This window comes from Mycoplasmopsis citelli, assembly GCF_900660645.1.
Classification (GTDB): domain Bacteria; phylum Bacillota_I; class Bacilli_A; order Mycoplasmatales; family Metamycoplasmataceae; genus Mycoplasmopsis; species Mycoplasmopsis citelli.
In genome coordinates this window covers 1,149,447-1,167,060 of record NZ_LR215036.1, presented here as the reverse complement: position 1 = coordinate 1,167,060, position 17,614 = coordinate 1,149,447, and the positions used below count along the sequence as shown (strand labels likewise).

The 17,614-nt window shown below is 28.5% G+C and carries 16 protein-coding genes; 15 read left to right on the top strand and 1 reads right to left on the bottom strand.

Annotated features, from left to right (window positions below; genetic code table 4):
* Positions 1–2: 2 nt before the first annotated feature.
* The 3 genes from tmk to rsmI are packed head-to-tail and all read left to right on the top strand — an operon-like array spanning position 3 to position 2,266.
* Entirely contained in the window at positions 3–656 is a 654-nt protein-coding gene (tmk, locus tag EXC58_RS04310; RefSeq protein ID WP_129725814.1) for a dTMP kinase, read from the top strand.
* On the top strand, positions 646–1,560 hold the full coding sequence (locus EXC58_RS04305) for a hypothetical protein (protein WP_129725812.1): 915 nt from the start codon (positions 646–648) through the stop codon (positions 1,558–1,560). The genes tmk and EXC58_RS04305 overlap by 11 nt, the downstream gene beginning before the upstream one ends.
* Complete coding sequence (gene rsmI, locus EXC58_RS04300) at positions 1,553–2,266, top strand: 16S rRNA (cytidine(1402)-2'-O)-methyltransferase (RefSeq protein ID WP_129725810.1); 714 nt, start codon at positions 1,553–1,555, stop codon at positions 2,264–2,266. The genes EXC58_RS04305 and rsmI overlap by 8 nt, the downstream gene beginning before the upstream one ends.
* A 25-nt stretch (positions 2,267–2,291) precedes the next feature.
* On the opposite strand, the gene EXC58_RS04295 is transcribed toward rsmI, so the two are convergent.
* Positions 2,292–2,786, bottom strand: coding sequence for a redoxin domain-containing protein (locus tag EXC58_RS04295; protein WP_129725808.1), 495 nt, complete (start codon positions 2,784–2,786; stop codon positions 2,292–2,294).
* A gap of 90 nt (positions 2,787–2,876) precedes the next feature.
* Between EXC58_RS04295 and EXC58_RS04290 the strand changes: the two genes are divergently transcribed.
* The 12 genes from EXC58_RS04290 to EXC58_RS04240 all read left to right on the top strand — a co-directional run bounded on the left by EXC58_RS04290 (position 2,877) and on the right by EXC58_RS04240 (position 17,595).
* Positions 2,877–4,010 (top strand): hypothetical protein, encoded by a 1,134-nt coding sequence (locus EXC58_RS04290; protein ID WP_129725806.1) that lies wholly within the window; start codon positions 2,877–2,879, stop codon positions 4,008–4,010.
* Between the two features lie 341 nt (positions 4,011–4,351).
* Entirely contained in the window at positions 4,352–8,851 is a 4,500-nt protein-coding gene (locus EXC58_RS04285) for a hypothetical protein (protein WP_129725804.1), read from the top strand.
* A gap of 153 nt (positions 8,852–9,004) precedes the next feature.
* Positions 9,005–11,008 carry a GGDEF domain-containing protein gene (locus tag EXC58_RS04280; protein ID WP_223211629.1) on the top strand — a complete coding sequence of 668 codons (2,004 nt, stop codon included), beginning with the start codon at positions 9,005–9,007 and terminating at the stop codon, positions 11,006–11,008.
* Positions 10,989–11,447: a 50S ribosomal protein L9 gene (gene rplI / locus EXC58_RS04275; RefSeq protein WP_129725802.1), complete on the top strand. Its 459-nt coding sequence runs from the start codon at positions 10,989–10,991 to the stop codon at positions 11,445–11,447. Before EXC58_RS04280 ends, rplI begins: the two co-directional genes overlap by 20 nt.
* On the top strand, positions 11,434–12,906 hold the full coding sequence (locus EXC58_RS04270; protein ID WP_129725800.1) for a DnaB-like helicase C-terminal domain-containing protein: 1,473 nt from the start codon (positions 11,434–11,436) through the stop codon (positions 12,904–12,906). The genes rplI and EXC58_RS04270 overlap by 14 nt, the downstream gene beginning before the upstream one ends.
* Before the next feature lie 58 nt (positions 12,907–12,964).
* Entirely contained in the window at positions 12,965–13,747 is a 783-nt protein-coding gene (locus EXC58_RS04875; protein WP_268809180.1) for a CNNM domain-containing protein, read from the top strand.
* 12 nt (positions 13,748–13,759) lie between these two features.
* Entirely contained in the window at positions 13,760–14,200 is a 441-nt protein-coding gene (locus EXC58_RS04870) for a CBS domain-containing protein (RefSeq protein ID WP_268809187.1), read from the top strand.
* A 107-nt stretch (positions 14,201–14,307) separates the two neighbouring features.
* Positions 14,308–14,601, top strand: coding sequence for a hypothetical protein (locus EXC58_RS04260; RefSeq protein WP_129725798.1), 294 nt, complete (start codon positions 14,308–14,310; stop codon positions 14,599–14,601).
* Between the two features lie 3 nt (positions 14,602–14,604).
* Positions 14,605–15,189 (top strand): diadenylate cyclase, encoded by a 585-nt coding sequence (locus EXC58_RS04255; protein WP_129725796.1) that lies wholly within the window; start codon positions 14,605–14,607, stop codon positions 15,187–15,189.
* Positions 15,190–15,216: 27 nt separating this feature from the next.
* On the top strand, positions 15,217–16,698 hold the full coding sequence (gene mgtE, locus EXC58_RS04250) for a magnesium transporter (RefSeq protein ID WP_129725794.1): 1,482 nt from the start codon (positions 15,217–15,219) through the stop codon (positions 16,696–16,698).
* 35 nt (positions 16,699–16,733) lie between these two features.
* Entirely contained in the window at positions 16,734–17,054 is a 321-nt protein-coding gene (locus EXC58_RS04245) for a hypothetical protein (RefSeq protein WP_129725792.1), read from the top strand.
* A gap of 7 nt (positions 17,055–17,061) precedes the next feature.
* Complete coding sequence (locus EXC58_RS04240; protein WP_129725790.1) at positions 17,062–17,595, top strand: MHJ_0274 family protein; 534 nt, start codon at positions 17,062–17,064, stop codon at positions 17,593–17,595.
* The last annotated feature ends 19 nt before the right edge of the window (positions 17,596–17,614 follow it).

Sequence of the window (17,614 nt, the reverse complement as noted above, 5' to 3'; positions counted from 1 at the left end):
AAATGTTTATCACTTTTGAAGGATTAGACGGAAGCGGAAAAACCACAATTATCAACAAATTAATGCAATTTTTACAAACCAAATTCAATTTAAGCAATATTGTGCTAACTCGTGAACCAGGCGGTCAAGGGCTTGCTGAAGCAGAAAAAATTCGAGAAATTATTTTAGATTCATCTTCAGATCTTTCAGCAGTAGCTGAAGCAATGCTTTATTCTACTAGTCGTAGAATTCACCTTGAAAAAGTCATTTGACCAGCACTTCAAAGTGGCAAATTAGTTCTTTGTGATCGTTATATTGATAGTTTTTATGCATATCAAGGATTTGCTCGAAGCTTAGGGTATGATTATGTAAAAGCTTTAACTGAATTAGTTATTGATAAAGCTTATCCAGATATTACTATCTTTTTTAACCTTACTCCACAACAAGCAAAAATTCGTCGTAATAGCACTAGATTAGTTGAAGATCGGATGGAACAAGAAAAAGCAACTTTTCATGAAAGTGTTTATAATGGATATTGAACCTTAATCAAGGAAAATCCAAGTCGCTATTTAATTATTGATGCTTCTCTTAGTGAAGAGGAAGTTTTTGATCAAGTGATTAATAAATTAATGGAACATCCACAATTTAAGGACTTTTTAAGCAAACATGCTCACTAATGAACAAATTAAATTTTTTCAAGATATTAAAATAAATAACAAATTATCACATTTGTATTTACTTTTTAGTTCAAATTTAAATGTCATCGAAAATGATTTACGAGATATTTTTTGTATTTTCAATAATGTAAAAAAACACTTTATTTCTTATACTGATTTCCCTAATGTTTTACTCATTGATAATGGTGATGAAAAAATTAAAAAAGAAGAGCTTGAAGAAGTTTTTATTAAATCTCAACTTTTTAATTTTCCTAATCAGCGGATTTTTGTGATTATCAAAAACATTGAAAATGCATCTGTTCAAGGACTTAATTCAATTTTAAAATCAATTGAAGAACCTTCATCTAACATCACCATTATTTTAACAACAACTAAATTGCATGCACTTTTAGATACAATTGTTTCTCGAAGTTATTTAATTTCTCTTAAAGAGCCAAATACACAAATTTTATTTAACAAACTGAAAAAACAAAATCTTTTTAATGAAAAAAGTGAATTACTAGGACATATTTTTAATGATGAAAAACTCATTGCAGAGTTTATGCAATCTGAGAATTTTAAAAAAATAATTAACTTAATTAAAGTTTTAAGCGATTCGATAAAAAATAAGCATTTACTTTATGCTTATTTAACTAAATTTCTTCAAGAAGAAACGCCATTAATTAACAAATTACTTGTTAGTGGAATGATTTTTATTTTTAGTGCTACTTATAAAAAAGTTAAATTTGAATTTAACTTAGGTATTAGTGTTTTATCTTTAAGTAAAGAATTAAAAAACCAAAAACCAAAGCTAATTAATGCAATTACATTTTTAGATACTTTTTCTAAAGCAACACAGTCTTCAAGAAATTTTAATTTAGTTAAAGAAAAATTATTAATTAATTTAATGGAATTATATGAATAAACTTTATATTGTCGGAACTCCAATTGGAAATTTAGAAGATATCACTTTAAGAGCTTTAAGAATTTTAAAAAACAGTGACGTAATTGCTTGTGAAGATACTCGAGTAACTGCTAAGTTACTTGATCATTTTGAAATTAAAGGTAAAAAACTCATTACATATAATAATTTCACTGAAAAAAACAGTGCTAAAGGAATTATTGAGTTACTAAAATCTGGAAAAAATGTTTCGCTAGTTAGCGATGCTGGAATGCCTGTTATTAGCGATCCAGGCTTTGAAGTTATTAAGTTATGTAAAGAACAACAGATTGATTTTGAAATTATTCCTGGAGTTAATGCAGCCATTAGTGCGTTTATAGGAGCTAATTTTTCAAATACTTTTACTTTTTTAGGTTTTTTAAAAGATAAAAGTTCTCAACGAATTAATCAATTAACTTCGCTTACTTTAGGAACTTATATTTTTTATGTTTCTCCACATAAATTACAAGCTTCCTTAGAAGATATAAACAAAGTTTTTCAAGGAAATGAGCAAATTTGTCTAGTAAAAGAACTTACTAAAATTTATGAAAAATGATATTTTGGAAGTGCAAATGAAGTTTTAAAAAATCTGCTAGCAGATAATGCTTTAAAAGGTGAATTTACTTTAGTTTTACATTTACCTAAAATTAAAGTTGTTAAAGTTAATAAATATCCAAAAGCAAAAAAATAAAATGCCTTGCGGCATTTTTTAATTTTTATAATTTATTTAAAAACTCTTTTAAAGCATCAAAGTCAATAAGTTCATGCACTACATCATTTACTTGTTTGTAAACAACTTTATAATCTTTATCTAAAACTAATGCTGCTCTAGCGTTTAAAAACACTTCATCCATTAATAATCCAAGTGATTGAGCCACTTCTCTGTGTTTGTAATCACTCATTAGTTTTACGTGTTTGATTTGATGTGAGTCTACATATCCTGCTAAAGCAGTTGGTAAATCTTGTGAAAGCCCTACAAAATTTACATTTGGGTATTCAGGTGCGATACTTTCAGTTTGAGTAACATGTCTATCACATACTCTTCCGCCTACTGATGGGTAAAGGGTTAAAACGGTATATTTTCCATCATTTTGAAACTCTTTTGTTTCAAAAGTACCTGGAAGTACTCCTTTAACAGTTACTGTATCTCCAAGTTGCACTTCTGTTCCAAGAAGAGCATATTCTTTATCTAAAAAATTAACTTTTTTCATATTGATTCTCCACACTATTAGTCTTTGTTAAATATGTTAAAATTATAACACTAATACAGAACATAAAAATGATAAAAAAAGGAAATTTATATGAAAATCAAGCATTTTTTTGCATTTTCGGGATTACTTGCTTCGATTGGATCTATTGCAGCAATTGCAATTATTTCTTCATCACAAGCTAAAATTATTGCAAGTAATACAAATGGGAATTCACCATTAATTAACCAAGAAAAAGCACAGTTAAACACTACTGAAGGAATTTCTGAAGTTCAAGAAACAAATTCTAGCACAAATAGTGAAAACCAAGGTTCTTCGCAACAAACTCAAACAATTATGCTTAATGACGAATTAGTTAGCAAAATTGATAGTCAAATCAAAAAATCAAAACTTTATAATTCACTATTTAGTTTTGAGGATTATGAAAACTACGGAAAATTTTTAATTAATAGCGGAACCTTAGTTAATGATAAATTCTCTCCAGAACAAGTTAGAAATTTTGTTAATTCAATGGTTGTCAAATTGCAATTGCTTTCAGAATTATCAAATAAAATTAGTACTTATCAAAAAGCTACTGCCGAAAATAAAGCCAAAGCCTTAGAAGAACTTCAAAATTATATTGACGAAAATAAAGATGATGCCAACGCATTACTTACTGATAGTAAAATGGATTTATCTAATTACTTAAATGAAGAAAACTCGATCATTAGAAAACTCGGAAGTGCATCTAATGAGCAAGTAAAATTAGCTGAATTAGTTAAAAAATGAACTCAAAAAACCAATCAAGTTATTTTAAATAATAAAACTAGATACCCTGGAAACTTAAGGTCTCAAGTAGAAGATTTTGCTAAGACAAATTCTCGTAATTTAGTTTTTAAAAGCAAATTAACTGAAGCTAAAAAATTCATTCTTTCAAAAGGACTAATTTTAGTTAATGCAAAATCAATTAAAGCGTTTATTCAAAATCCTACTGCTTTAGGTGGTGGAAAAGAAATCATTAATTATGCATTAAAAAAACTTTATCCAACTTTAGCTGATAATAGTGAAGAAAAAGCAGTTTTAACTTATTTAAAATATGCAATTGAAACTCAAAATCTTAAGCAAGAAGAAATTATTTTATTAAATAAATTATATGGAAAATATTTACTAGAAGATTTATGAGCTAAAAAAGATGACGCTTCTTCAATTATCCCTAGTCGTCCTGGTGGAGGATCAGCAGAGATTTAACATCAAGCCCAATTTAGGGCTTTTTGTTTTTAAACTTTTGTGCATAATTTCTGCATATTTACAGTACAAAGATATTAATTTTCTGCAACATTTCCACATTAAAAAATGCTTGGGTATAAGTTTTTCAAGCCTCCAAAAAATCTAATTAATGCAAAAAATGAGTACTTATTGTACTTAATATATCTTTTTAGCACAAAAATCGCAATAAAAAATCTTAAAAATATATCGTTAAGTTTGCTATTGTTTTTAAAAAAACTTATATAATTTTTTTATACTAAAATCACAAAATGACAAAATTGTGTTCGCACAATATTTTGTCTTAAAACTATATTAGGAGAAAAATGAGTCTTAAAAATAAATTAATTATAGGTGCTTCAGCTACATCAATAATTCCTTTAGCTACTTTATCGTGTTCAAACGAAAGAACACCAGCTGAGAATAAGGCTATTGTTGATGCAGTTGCATCTTTAGTTCAAGTTTCTGTATACGATAAAGAATCAACTAATGATAATGCTCGAGTTAAAACCAATATTGACAATGTATATTCAACATACGTAAAAAGTGATCGTGATGTTATTTTCCATGGATTTAATAACCAAAAATATCAAGTAGTAGAAACATCATATGAAAACTTTAATGGATACACAGTTGTTAAATTTAAACTCAAAGACATTAAAACATCAACTTTAAGTGAACAAAGAATTTATACCATTAGAGGATTTAAACTAAATCCTGAGTACTCAGTTCCTCTTACATCATCGCAAGAATCAAGTGTTGATTTATTTAAATCTGAAATGAAATTAGAAGCAAATACTGATGTTGCTGCTAGAGTCAAAGAATTTAGTGATTTATCAGAATATGTTGAAAAAGCTCCTCAATACACAAATAGTCAATTTACTGAAGATTTAAAAAATTTACAAGAATACTTGGAATTTTTACAAAAAAGATTTGAAGCTGAAAATTACTCAGATAGTTTTGAAGTTAAATCTTTAGGTGATTATCATGACCACCAAGTTGATATGTTTGATTCATTATACTCTAAATACAAAGATTCCCTTAACAGATTATTAACTCTTAAAGCAGTTGCATTCTTAAATGATAATACCAAAAACGGACTATCTGATAAAGATTTAAATACTTATGTTCAAGCTTTTAAAGACAAAGTTAAAGAAATTAGAGAAAATACATACTGAGTAAGAAATAAAGAATTTCGTGATAAATACAATTCTGAACTTGAATCTATTTTAGATCAAATCGATACTTTACAAAGTAAAGAACAAGATAAAAAAGAAAAATTACAAAAAATTCTAGAACAATTTGGACAAAGTGATCTTACACCTGAAGAACAAGTTAAATATGCGATCCTTAAAGTTCTAAGTCCTGAAGATGGAGCAAACAAACTTGTACAAACAATTCAAGGTGATATTGATAAACTTCGTGAAGCTGACCAAAAAGTTCCTGCTACAAACGAGCAAAAAGACGGAGCAGATAGATATAAAAACTTAATTAGGGTTGCTCAAACACAAATTTTAAATTTCCTTATTCCTTGAGAACCTTTAAAATTCGAAAAAGATGACGAATTAATAAAAGAAGTATATGGAACTACTACACAACCAAATGGTGCACCAACTAATTTTGAAAATTTCCGTGAAACATTAAAAGATAAATTTTACAAAAATCTCTTCCAAATTAGCAAAACCTTTGATGAAAATAAATGATATACTGAAGAACAATTTAATAAAGATGTAGAAACTCTTAGTGATTTCTTAATATTTTTATTAGAACAAAAAGTTACAGATAAAGACAATCCAGCTACAGCTCATTGAAAATTCGAAATTAATAATTTATATGATGTTAAAAAATATAACTTAGATAAATTTTTAGAACTTGAATCTGGATATAAAGCAGCAGCTACTAATTTAAATTCAATGCTAGTTAATTTAACTATTAAAGCAGATACAGCTTCAAATTCTAGCAGTAATGGACAACAAACTAATAAAACTTTTGATTTAACTGCATTAAAAACAAAACAAACAGAAGTATTGAAAAAATTTGAAGAGAAAAAATTCACTGAAAAACCAGAATTTAGAGGTTTATTACCTTTTGTAATAAGAGCTTTTGGTAAAGAGTCAAATAAAATAGAACAATTTGCTAAAGGGTTATGAGAGCATGAATTTGTTTCAATGGGACTAAATGAGCAAGGATTGGTAGATAAATGAGAAAAAATTCTTAATGATTTATTTAAACCAGGACAAGTAAGTGAACAAATTGAAAAAGAACAAATTGAAAAAGAACAAATTGAAAAAGAACAAATTCAACTATTTAAAGATTACAATTTAGATCCTGAACATGTTAAAAAAGTTAAAGAATATGTTATTGCAAAATACATTGATCAGCTTGAAAAAGTAATTGATTACGTAGATAAAAAAATAACTGCTTTTAGCACAACAGACATGACAGATGAACAAAAAAATACTGCTAAGTTAATGCAAAAATGACTTAGAGTTGCTCAAGTTTACATCCCAGCATGAAGAGGTGTTACAGCTAAAGAGGGATCAACAATCGATTACAAGGAAGCAAACCAAAAAGAAAAAGAATTTTGAGAATCATTTGACAAATCTAAAGACCCTTTATATAAAGATAATGTAACTTTATTTAATTCAGATTTACAATACTATCTTAAATTCATGGAATTTTTACAAGCTGAAAATGTAAATAAACAAACAGAAGTTGACAATTTTATAAAAGGTGCTAAGGAAGCCAAAGAAGATGCATCAAGTTTAACTAAACAAAAACACTACTACGAAGCAAATGTTGATTTATTTGCATCAAGATGACCTCAATTTAAAGAAGTATTTGGAAGACTCAGAGGACTTGTAGCATACAACTGACTTGAAGAAAAAAATCATTCAGAACTTGTAACTCCAGAAGCATTACAAAAACTTTACAACGAAACCAAAGACAGAGCAAAAGAATTATTCTTTGTTGATATGACAGATGAAAATGCTACAAAATCAAATGCTAAACCAACTTCAAATCCTGCAAAAGATGTTTATGATGCTCACTTTGATTTTGTAAAAAATACATTTAAAGAATTCAATGCATTAGGTGGGGATACTTCAGATGATAAAACTAAAGTTATCGATGAAGAAAACACCACTTTTGCTGATACAGATGCTCAACTTCGGGACAGATACTTACAATATAGAAAATTAACTGCACTTCAAAGCAGACTCGCTTCTGTTGAAGAAGCTTATGCAAATACACCTGTTTCAGAAGAAGAACACAACCATATTGAACAACTTAAAAACTATCTTAAGGGATTTAGACCTACTAACAAAGAGCAATTCCTTACATCTATTAAAAACAAAGTATATGCAATGCTTACTAGACCTGACACTTTCCCAGGTGGTCCAGAAGGAGATAAAGCTAAATATTCTGTAGAAGCATTTTTAGGTAAAGAATATGATCCAGAAAATGGTTCAGCTTATCAAGGTGATTTAAGAGACGTTGCTAACTTCTTAGATTATTTAGACGCTTCAGAAGCAGCAAAACTTCAACCATCATTACCAAAAGTTCCAAAACCTAAAGAAAAAGTAGAATACAGTTTAAAACAATATTCAGATAATAAACTTGCTACATATCTTGAATTAGAGAAAAAATTCAAAGATGCAATGAATAAAATTAATTCATACGTAGTTGAATCATTCCTTGAAAAAGAAACAACAGATACCAGATTTAAAGATACCAGTGCAAACATTAAAAGTCTTATCGAAAAATACACTACAGAATACACTAACTTATTATCAAGTAATTCTAATCATTTAACCAATGATACTTTCAAAGAAGAAAAAGCTGTTTTAGATGCTTCAAAAGCACTATTAGACAAAATTAAAGAAGATAGTTTCAATTTTACAAACTTGATGAGAGATTACTTTATTGTATCATTACCTAACGATAATGGCGTAGATTCTAAAAACTACATTAGAATAGAAGAATTATCTAAATTTATTTTATTCCTAAAAGCGTTTGAAGCTCATTTAGATGACTTTAAATCAAGTTCATTAGTTGATGCTCAAAAATCTGATTTAGCCGCTAAAGAAAAAGAATTAAATGATAATAGTTATGTAGTAGATAATTTAGATGTTCTTTCTGCTCAATTATTTGCTGTTAACAAAGAATTCTTGCATCCAGATCATGACGCTGATACTACAAATAATATCGACAAACATTCATATTCAGAAGCTGATTTAACTAAGGATATAAGATTAATTATTAACTTCTATCAAGAAGCTAAAAAATTAGACACATTAATTAAACAAGCAAATTCTAAAAATTCTTCAAGAATTTACAGAAAAACCCTTGAACACTATAACGGAGTATATTCTTTAGCTAAAATTGCGTTTGAAGGTGCTCTTAAGAGAGTTTATGAGAATAAATTAGATCTTTACAAACTCAAAGCTAAAGAACTTAAAGAACTTACCGCTGTTAATAATTTCGATACAAACATTCAAGGAAATAACCAAGGTTCTAGAGTATTCTATACCACAGCTACTGCTACACAAAAAACACTTCTTATCTTATTTGGTCTAAAAGAAGATAATTCAGCAGATTCAACAGTAACTGAAAAACAAAAAGAAGATAAAGCAAAAGAAGTACTTGGTAGCGATGCAAAATCAGGAGATACAGCTGGTTCAAAACGTATTAATCTTGCAACTGCAATTAGCAAAGAACTTAAATTATTTATTTTAAACATTTCACAAGCAAAAGGTAGTGTATCAACTCCTTCTAGTGAAACTCCAGCTACAAGCTCTACAAATACAGCAAGTACTACAAACTAATAATTAATGCATAAAAATAGGTTCACAAACCTATTTTTATTTTGTTATCAAAATATATAAAATGTTAATCTGTTGAAAAATCAATGATAAAAGTCCAAATTTTGTATAATTTAAATAAATTAATTTATTTAAATTTAAACAAGAGAGGTTATTTTGAGAAACAAAAATAGAGTTATCGGAATTAGTATTATTTTTGTAATATTTGCTATCTCTTTTGTAGCACTTTTAATTGCAATTATTTTTAATCTTGGGAATGCATACATTTTGGGATGGTTATCACTTGGAGTTGTATCTTCACTAGCTGTTGAGGCAACTTTATTATATTTTGTTCTCTCAAAATTTGTTAAATCTAGAGAACTAATCAAAAAATCGTTTAACTCGTTTGTTGAAGATATTATGTCTAATAATAATATCGGAATTATTATTTATGATTCAGGGCAAGAAATTATTTGGAGTAGCTCATTTTTAAAATCAAAGTTTAAAAATAATTTTATCGGTTGAAGTGTTGATGATTTTTTTGCTAAGTTTTTTAGTGATAAAAAGAAAATAGATTTAAATGAAAATAAAATCGAATTTTCTGAGAATGATCATATTTATGAAGCTCAATTTTGGCCTATTTCCAATACTATTGTTATTAGAGATATTTCTACTGAAAACTTATTTAAGACCCAAGCTTGAGAACAAAAACCAGTTATTGGAGAAATTGAAATTGATAACTTTCAACTGTATCAATCAATTCTTTCTGAAGAACAATTTTTTAGACTTAATAAAGCTGTTATTGATACTATCGAAGAATATGTTAAAAAATATAACATTATTTATCGCCAATATACTAATGGTAAATTTGTTATTCTTACTAATGAAAAAACTTTATATGAACTTAAAGAAGATCAATTTGATTTATTTATGAAAATCAATCAAAAAGAAATTGAAGGGTTAAACAAACTTTCATTATCAATTGGATTTGCTAGCGGTTGAAGTTCATTTCAAAAACAAATTGAAGAAGCAAAAAAAGCCCTTTTACAAGCTCAAAATCGTGGTGGAGATCAGGTTGCAATTTTTTCAAATACTCAAAATCCAATTTATTATGGTTCAAAATCCGAAATTGTCGCTGATAATAGTCGGACCAAAATTAAAAATATTGCTTTAGAATTACAAAGTAAACTAAAAAATCCACAAATTGACAAAGTAATTGTTTATGGGCATAAAATGGTTGATTTAGACGCTATTGGAGCTGCTTATGGAATTTACCAAATTGCTAAAGGATTTGGCAAAGAAGCTTATATTGGGAATTATAGCTTTGATCACACCACCAAAATGATGATGTCGGAGATGAAAAATGTTTTTGATGGTTCTTTTTTAGTTTCAAATATGGAAACTTTAACTAAAATGACCAACGAAAATACTTTAGTGGTATTAGTGGATAATTCGGATGTTCAAAGAACTGATAATCCTGACGCACTAAAAAACACCGATCGCAATAATGTATTTGTTTTGGATCACCACCGAATTGGAAAAAGTATTGATTATTGTCCTGTGACTAATATTTACATTGATACAGGTGCTTCATCAGCTTCAGAAATTGTTACTGAAATTATTTCCTTTATTGAAAATAAAGTCATCATTGACCCAGTGACTGCACAATTATTGCTAAATGGAATTTATTTAGATACTAATCAATTCTCTAAATCAGTATCCCAACGGGCTTTTGCAGCTGCTGGATATTTAGAAGCTAAAGGAGCCAAAGGCTCAATAGCTGGAGAAATTTTAAAAATTGATAATGAAACTCGTAAAACTGTAGATTTAATTTTAAAAAATCTCACTGAAGTTAAAGAAGGTTTTTTCCTTGCTTATTCAAATATTGAAGCTTCAAATGATACTATTTCAATTGCAGCTGATGAGATTTTAAAAATTAAAGGACGAGTTGCTTCCTTTGTAGTAGCTAAGTTAAAAGGCTCAAAAGAAAAAGCTAAATACAAACTTAGTGCTCGAGGAATTAATACTAATGTTCAAATTATTTGTGAATCTGTAGGCGGAGGGGGACATTTTAACTCTGCGGCAGCCCTTTCGCAAGAAGACTTAAATGTTTTTGTTGATAACATTAAACACGCAATTATAATGACAGGAGCAAAGAAAAATGAAAGTAATTTTACTTAAAGATTGTAAAGAAGGAAAAGCAAATACCATTGTTGAAGTCTCAAATGGGTATGGAAGTAATTTTTTAGTTAAAAATGGATTTGCTTTACCATATAATGAAAAAACCGCTAAAACTTTAGAGCGTAAATTGCAACAGCTTTCAGCTGATGAACACCAAAAACGTTCTGAATTTTTAAAGTTAAAGGAAGCTTTAGAAAATCTTACTCTAAAATTTGTACTTAAAGCAACTGTGGATAAAAACCACAATTTAAACGTTCACAAGAGCGTTTCAACTAAAGAAGTCCACGAAGAATTAAAAAAACTTGGATATACTCTTCCAAAACATGCATTGGAAAAAATTCATTTTGTCTCTGAGGGAAGTCATGAAGTGACTGCAAATTTATATAAAGATATTAATGCACTCATTAGATTGGAAATTACAATAAATGTTTCAAAATAATAATTCCGAAAAAAACTATCTTACGCTTATTGAACCGTTTTTAAATCCACAAACTCTATTTCAAGATGATGAAGTGGAAAAAAACGTTCTTTCATCAATGATTGCTGATGAAGAAATGCAACAGCGTGGAGCTCAATACTTAAGCGAAAGTGACTTTTTTATCCCCGAAAATAAACAAGTTTTTCGCTATATTTTATTTTTAAAAAGCAAAATAGGGAGTGTCTTTCCATTTTTTGATTTTGCTAATTTAATTGAAAATTTAGAAAAAATCCAAAACAATAATGCTTTTAGCTTAGTTAATTCAGTTTTAATTTCACTAATATCCACAAAAATTATTAATGAGACGCATTTTTTAACTAACATTGAAAAATTAATTGACCTCACCAAAATGCGTAATTTAGAAGCTTATTATACTTATGAACTTAAAAAAATCCAAAATCCACAAGATCATTTTGAATGAAAAGAAGCTTACCAAAACATTCAGCAATTTCTTTCTGATAACTCACAAAACTCAATTCATAGCAGTAGTTTTAAGCATATTCGCGAAACTTCAAGCGAATTAATTCAATCAATTAATGAACGCATTATTGGAGAAAGCGATGAGTTTTCAATTAAAACCAAATTTGAAGCTATTGACAAATATGTTAATGGCTTTAAACCAGGACAATTTATTATTTTAGCAGCTCGTCCAGGAATTGGAAAAACTGCCTTTGCACTTAATATTGCTCGAAACATTACTTTAGAAAATCTTTTAAGCACAAATTCTGCAGTAATTAATTCTTTAAATGAGGAAACTCCAAGAGTTCGAAATGTTGCTTTTATTTCACTAGAAATGCCTGCCAGTGAGCTAACATCACGTTTTTTGTCAACTCACTCAGAAGTCTCATTAAATAAAATTCAAGATCCTAAAAAATTAAATTCTTACGAAAAACAAAAACTTGATTCGTTTTCATTAAGTTTTGATAAAATGAATGTATATTTTGATGATGTTCCAACTAGTAGCATTGATGATATTACTTGAAAATTAAGATTGCTAAATAAAAATTTAAATTATCAACTAGATTTAATTATTATTGATTATTTACAACTTATTAGCGGACCACCAAATGGACGCGGAAACCGCCAGCAAGAAGTCTCGATTATTTCTCGGAATTTAAAAACTTTAGCACTGGAATTGAAAATTCCAATTATGGCATTATCACAACTTTCTCGGAGTGTTGAAACTCGCGAAGATAAAAAACCTCAACTTCACGATCTTAGAGAATCTGGTTCAATTGAACAAGATGCTGATATTGTAATCTTTTTAAGCCGAAACGCTGATAGTAAGCAAGAAGATATGAGTTATAATACTTTACTTTCGGTTGCTAAAAACCGTAATGGACAACTTGGAATAGCTGGATTGCAATACAATGGTGAAATTGTTAGTTTTACCGAATATGTTAAACAAGAAAACAAATAAGGAGCTTTATGGAACCTTTCTCCCATCAAAAAATTATCACTTATAAAGGAGTTAGATAATGCCTTTACATTTGATAATCATTTTTTTAGTTATTTTATTTATTTTGTTTTTACTTAGTAGCATTTTTAGTGGAAGCGAAACTGCTTACACTACTATTTCAGTAGCTAAAATTAACTTTTTAGTGGAAAACAAGGCTCGAAATGCCTTGTTAATCCAAAAACAAAAAAATAAATTTAATCAAATTTTAGGAACCATTTTAATTGGAAATAATATTGTTAATGTTGGTTCATCGGTACTTAGCTCATTTTTATTATCGCAATTTTTTGCACAAGATAGCATTATACCAACTATCATTTCCATTGCAGCAGTAACTCCAGTTTTACTGATTTTTGGAGAAATTGGCCCTAAATTGATCGCCAAACATCACACGGTTAAATACTTGCAAATCTTTGCTCCTTTTATTGAAATTATGTACTGAATTTTATGAGTTATAACACTTCCAATTAGTAAAATCGGGAAAGAAGTGCTAGTTACTCATACTGAAGATGAACTTAAAACCATGATTAATTTAGCTCAAAATGAGGGAGTGTTACAAACTGGTGAGAGTATTTTGGTTAAAAATGCACTGGATTTAGACTCAAGAAAAGTCCAACAACATTACATTAAGCTTAAAGATGTTTCGTATTTAGATTATAAAGACAACATCGCTAAAGCCAAGTTAGTCTTTAAAGAAACTAATTATGCACGACTTCCAATTATGAAAAATGGTGAATTAATCGGAATGGTTATGCTTAAGGATATTTTTCATCTTCAAAGAGGAAAAATTATTAATTATATGTAAAGTGTTCCATATATTTCAGCTAATTCATTGCTCTCTTCGGCACTAGATAAACTACGTAAAGCTCGGGCACAAATGGGATTTGTGGTGGAAAACAATAATTCTACTAAAGTTAAGGGAATTATTACCATTGAAGATATTTTAGAAGAGATTGTTGGTGAAATTTACGATGAACACGATAATGATGAGCAAATTTATGAACTTTCACTGGAAACTTCGGAAGTTAACTCCGACCTGTTTGTGTATGATGTTTTTAAACAATTAGATATTGAAGTCTCACTTCTTAATCAAACTGAAGAAGAACTGACTTTAGAGCAATATTTACTGCTAAAAACTGGCGATAAAAAGTTATACAAAAAAACTTCCTATACTTTAGATAATAAGTATCAATTTAAAGTTATTTCGCTTGCTAAAGACAAAAAATCCCACAGCATCATTGAAATTAATAAACTATAGCATCAGGATAAAAATTGTCTGCAGACAATTTTTATTTTATCAACAAAAAAGTTACATTTTTATCTACATAAAGTAAAATTTAAATATAAGGATTTTAAGAAGGTATTATGGATATTAAAAAATTATTAAATAGTAAGGAAAATCAACGCAAAAAATCTGATTCTAAAATTGATCCAGAACATTTTATCAATTTGCGTAAAGCCGAAATTGCTCGCATTATTGAGCAAACTTATGATTTAGAAGGGAATTTGCTTCCGCAAAAAACTCAAGAAGAAATTTTAGCTGATGCTAAAAATCAAAAAAAAGCACTTATTAAAAATTTAATTTACATTGCTATTATTGTCTTTGTGATTGTATTGCTCATTTTAGGAGCTTATGCAATTAGCAAATTTGCTGGATAAAGCATGCTTGTGATTTTTATTTTATTAATTGTTTTATTAACTTTTTGAGTGGCAATAGCAATTTTACTAGTGCTTTTATGACCAAGAATTAGCAATTTTATTTCCAAAAAAATTGTTCGTAATAAATATTTAAGCTTAGGAAAATCATCCCAAGAACGCTTAATTTATGAACTTAAAGACACTGTGGAATATTTATCAAAACGTAAAATTGGAGCTCTAATTACCTTAGAAAATAATGAAAATTTAGACAATTTACGTACTGATGGAATTATTTTAAATGCGAACTTATCTAGTTCCTTACTTATTGCTATTTTTAATAAAGATAGCCCTATTCACGATGGAGCGGTGATTATTCGAGATAATAAAATTTATTATGCATCTACTTTTTATAAAATCACCAAAAAAAGTGTTGATAATTCTTATGGATCTCGTCATCGAGCTGCTCTGGGAATTTCTGAGCAATCTGATGCAACCACTATTGTTGTTTCTGAAGAAAGCGGAGCAATTAGCATTCTTAAGGGTGGATTGATGACTAAAGTGCCAATTAGCGAATTTAAAGAAACACTTCTTAAATACATTAAAGATTAAAAGCTCAATTTTTAAAAAGGAGGTTCAATGTTAGAAAACAAAAATTTTGATTTACCAAATGATATTGAAGATAAAATCCTTCTTGAATTAATTGAGTTAATTCATAGTAAGAGTATTAAAAAAATTCGTGATTTTTTAGATGAATATACTTTAGCTGATATTGCATATGCAACTCAAAGTTTAATTCCTAGTGATCAGCTCTTTTTGTTGCGTTCACTCAAAACTGCTGATGTGGCTGAACTTTTTTCATATTTAGATGAAGATGTACAATTCCAGCTAGTTAATAATTTAACTGAAGATTGGGGAATGAAGCTCCTACAAGAGCTTCAAACTGACGAGCTAGCCGATATTTTAGAAGATCTTCCAGCCAATTTAACTCGCAAAATTTTAAATCATACTGACCAAGAAAAACGTGATAAAATTAACGCAATTTTATCTTATGATGATGATCAAGTCGGAAGTATTATGTCAGTTGATATTTCAACTTTAACTAACACTTTAACTTGTAAAAAAGCACTAGCTAAAATCCGCCGAGATTATCGCAATAAAGTGGAATTAAGCCATAACTTATATGTAGTTAATCAAAATGGAATGTTACTTGGCTCAATAATGCTTGAGGAAATTGTCTTTTCTGATGAAGATGTTATTATTGATGATATTTATTCGCCAGCAAGATCGGTTTACACTTACGATTCCAAAGAACAAGCAGCATTAATTTTTGCTGATCAAGACCGCTCAACGCTTCCAGTTATAAATCGAGAAAATTATCTTATTGGAATGATTACTTCTGATGATGTAATTGACGTTATTCAAGAAGCAGCTACTGAAGATATTTATAAAATGAGCGGAATTAATCCCGATGCCGCTGAAGAAAGTTATTTAAAAACAACCGTTAAAACTATTGTAAAGTCCCGTATTTTGTGGTTATTGGTACTAATGCTTTCAGCAACTATTAGTCAGCTTGTAATTGAAAAATTTACCAATATTAGTCAGGAATTTATTGTACATTCCTTACATATTAACATTTCAGTTGCTATTATTGTGGGACTAATTCCAGTTATTTCTGGATCTGCAGGAAATGCTGGTTCACAAAGTTCAACTACAATAACTCGGGCCACTGCTTTAGGAGATTTAGAGTTTAAAGACGCTGGGAAAGCTATTTTAAAAGAAGTTAAAGTGGCTTCAATTGTGGGTCTGATAATGTTTGCTTTTAATATTTTAAGACTCTATTTATACTTTTTAATTTTTAAAAGTGAAGCGAGTTGATGAGCACTAACATTTGTTATTTTAGGAAGCTCTATTTCACTTTTTGTAGTTGTAATTTTTGCAAAGTTTTTAGGAACTATTATCCCTATTTTTGCAATGAAACTTAAAAAAGATCCAGCAGTAATGTCTGCTCCAATTTTAACCACCCTTTCTGATGCACTTTCAACATTGATTTTCTTTGGAATTAACATTGGAATGCTGGCTCTTGGGGTAGCTTTAAAAATTGTGCCTTTAGCTAAATAAAATCAATAAATAAGTAAAAATAAATCAAGGAAGATATGGAAATAGCCAATATTGAAAAATTAAAATTACTTGCCGAAGAATTAAAGCAAGCTCAAGAAGAAATAAAAACAATTAAACGAGAAATGAAAGATATTGTTGATGGGACTGAAGTAGAAATTGATGAACCTTTATCAGGTGGTGGGAGAATTACTTATAAAAAAATTACTCCAAAACCTACTTTTAACTATCGTCAATATAGTGCTTATTTACACAGCGAAATCCAGCGTTCTACTTTAAGCCAAAAAGATTTAGAAAAAATTATGCAACAATTTACCGAGCAAAAACCAGATAAATGAAGATTAAAAATACAAAAATAGGAGATTTATGGCTGATTTATATATATGAATTATCTTTGGAGCGTTAATTATTTTAATTGTTGGATTTATTTTTTATAAAATAATTTCAGAAAAAATTACCGCTCGTAAAGAAAAAAAGTTACTTATAGAATTTAAAGCCGAAGCTAAAGCTTATACCCAATCATTAACTATAAGTGTCAATCGTTTAATTGAACTTAATGAAGAAGAATTAAACAATTTTGAAGTTAGTGTGGGAAAAATGAAGATGAAAGATATTAATTTTATTCCAGCTGAATACCTTAAAGATTTAATGAATTTAGACAAATTCAAACGGTTTGTGCTACCAAACCCTGAATTTGCTACCTTTGTTAAAAATTTAAATAATTTAAAAGAGATCAAAGCTAATTCATGGGTATCAAAATGTTCTAAGGAATTAAGTTTTTTTAAAGAACAAGCAAATAAAGTCAAACAAGATATCTCTGATGAAGCATATCAAAAAGAAATAAATTTTTTAAATCAATATTATGCTTTTGAAAAAAGAAAAATAATTGAGCGGAGATAAATAACTTATGAAATGAAAA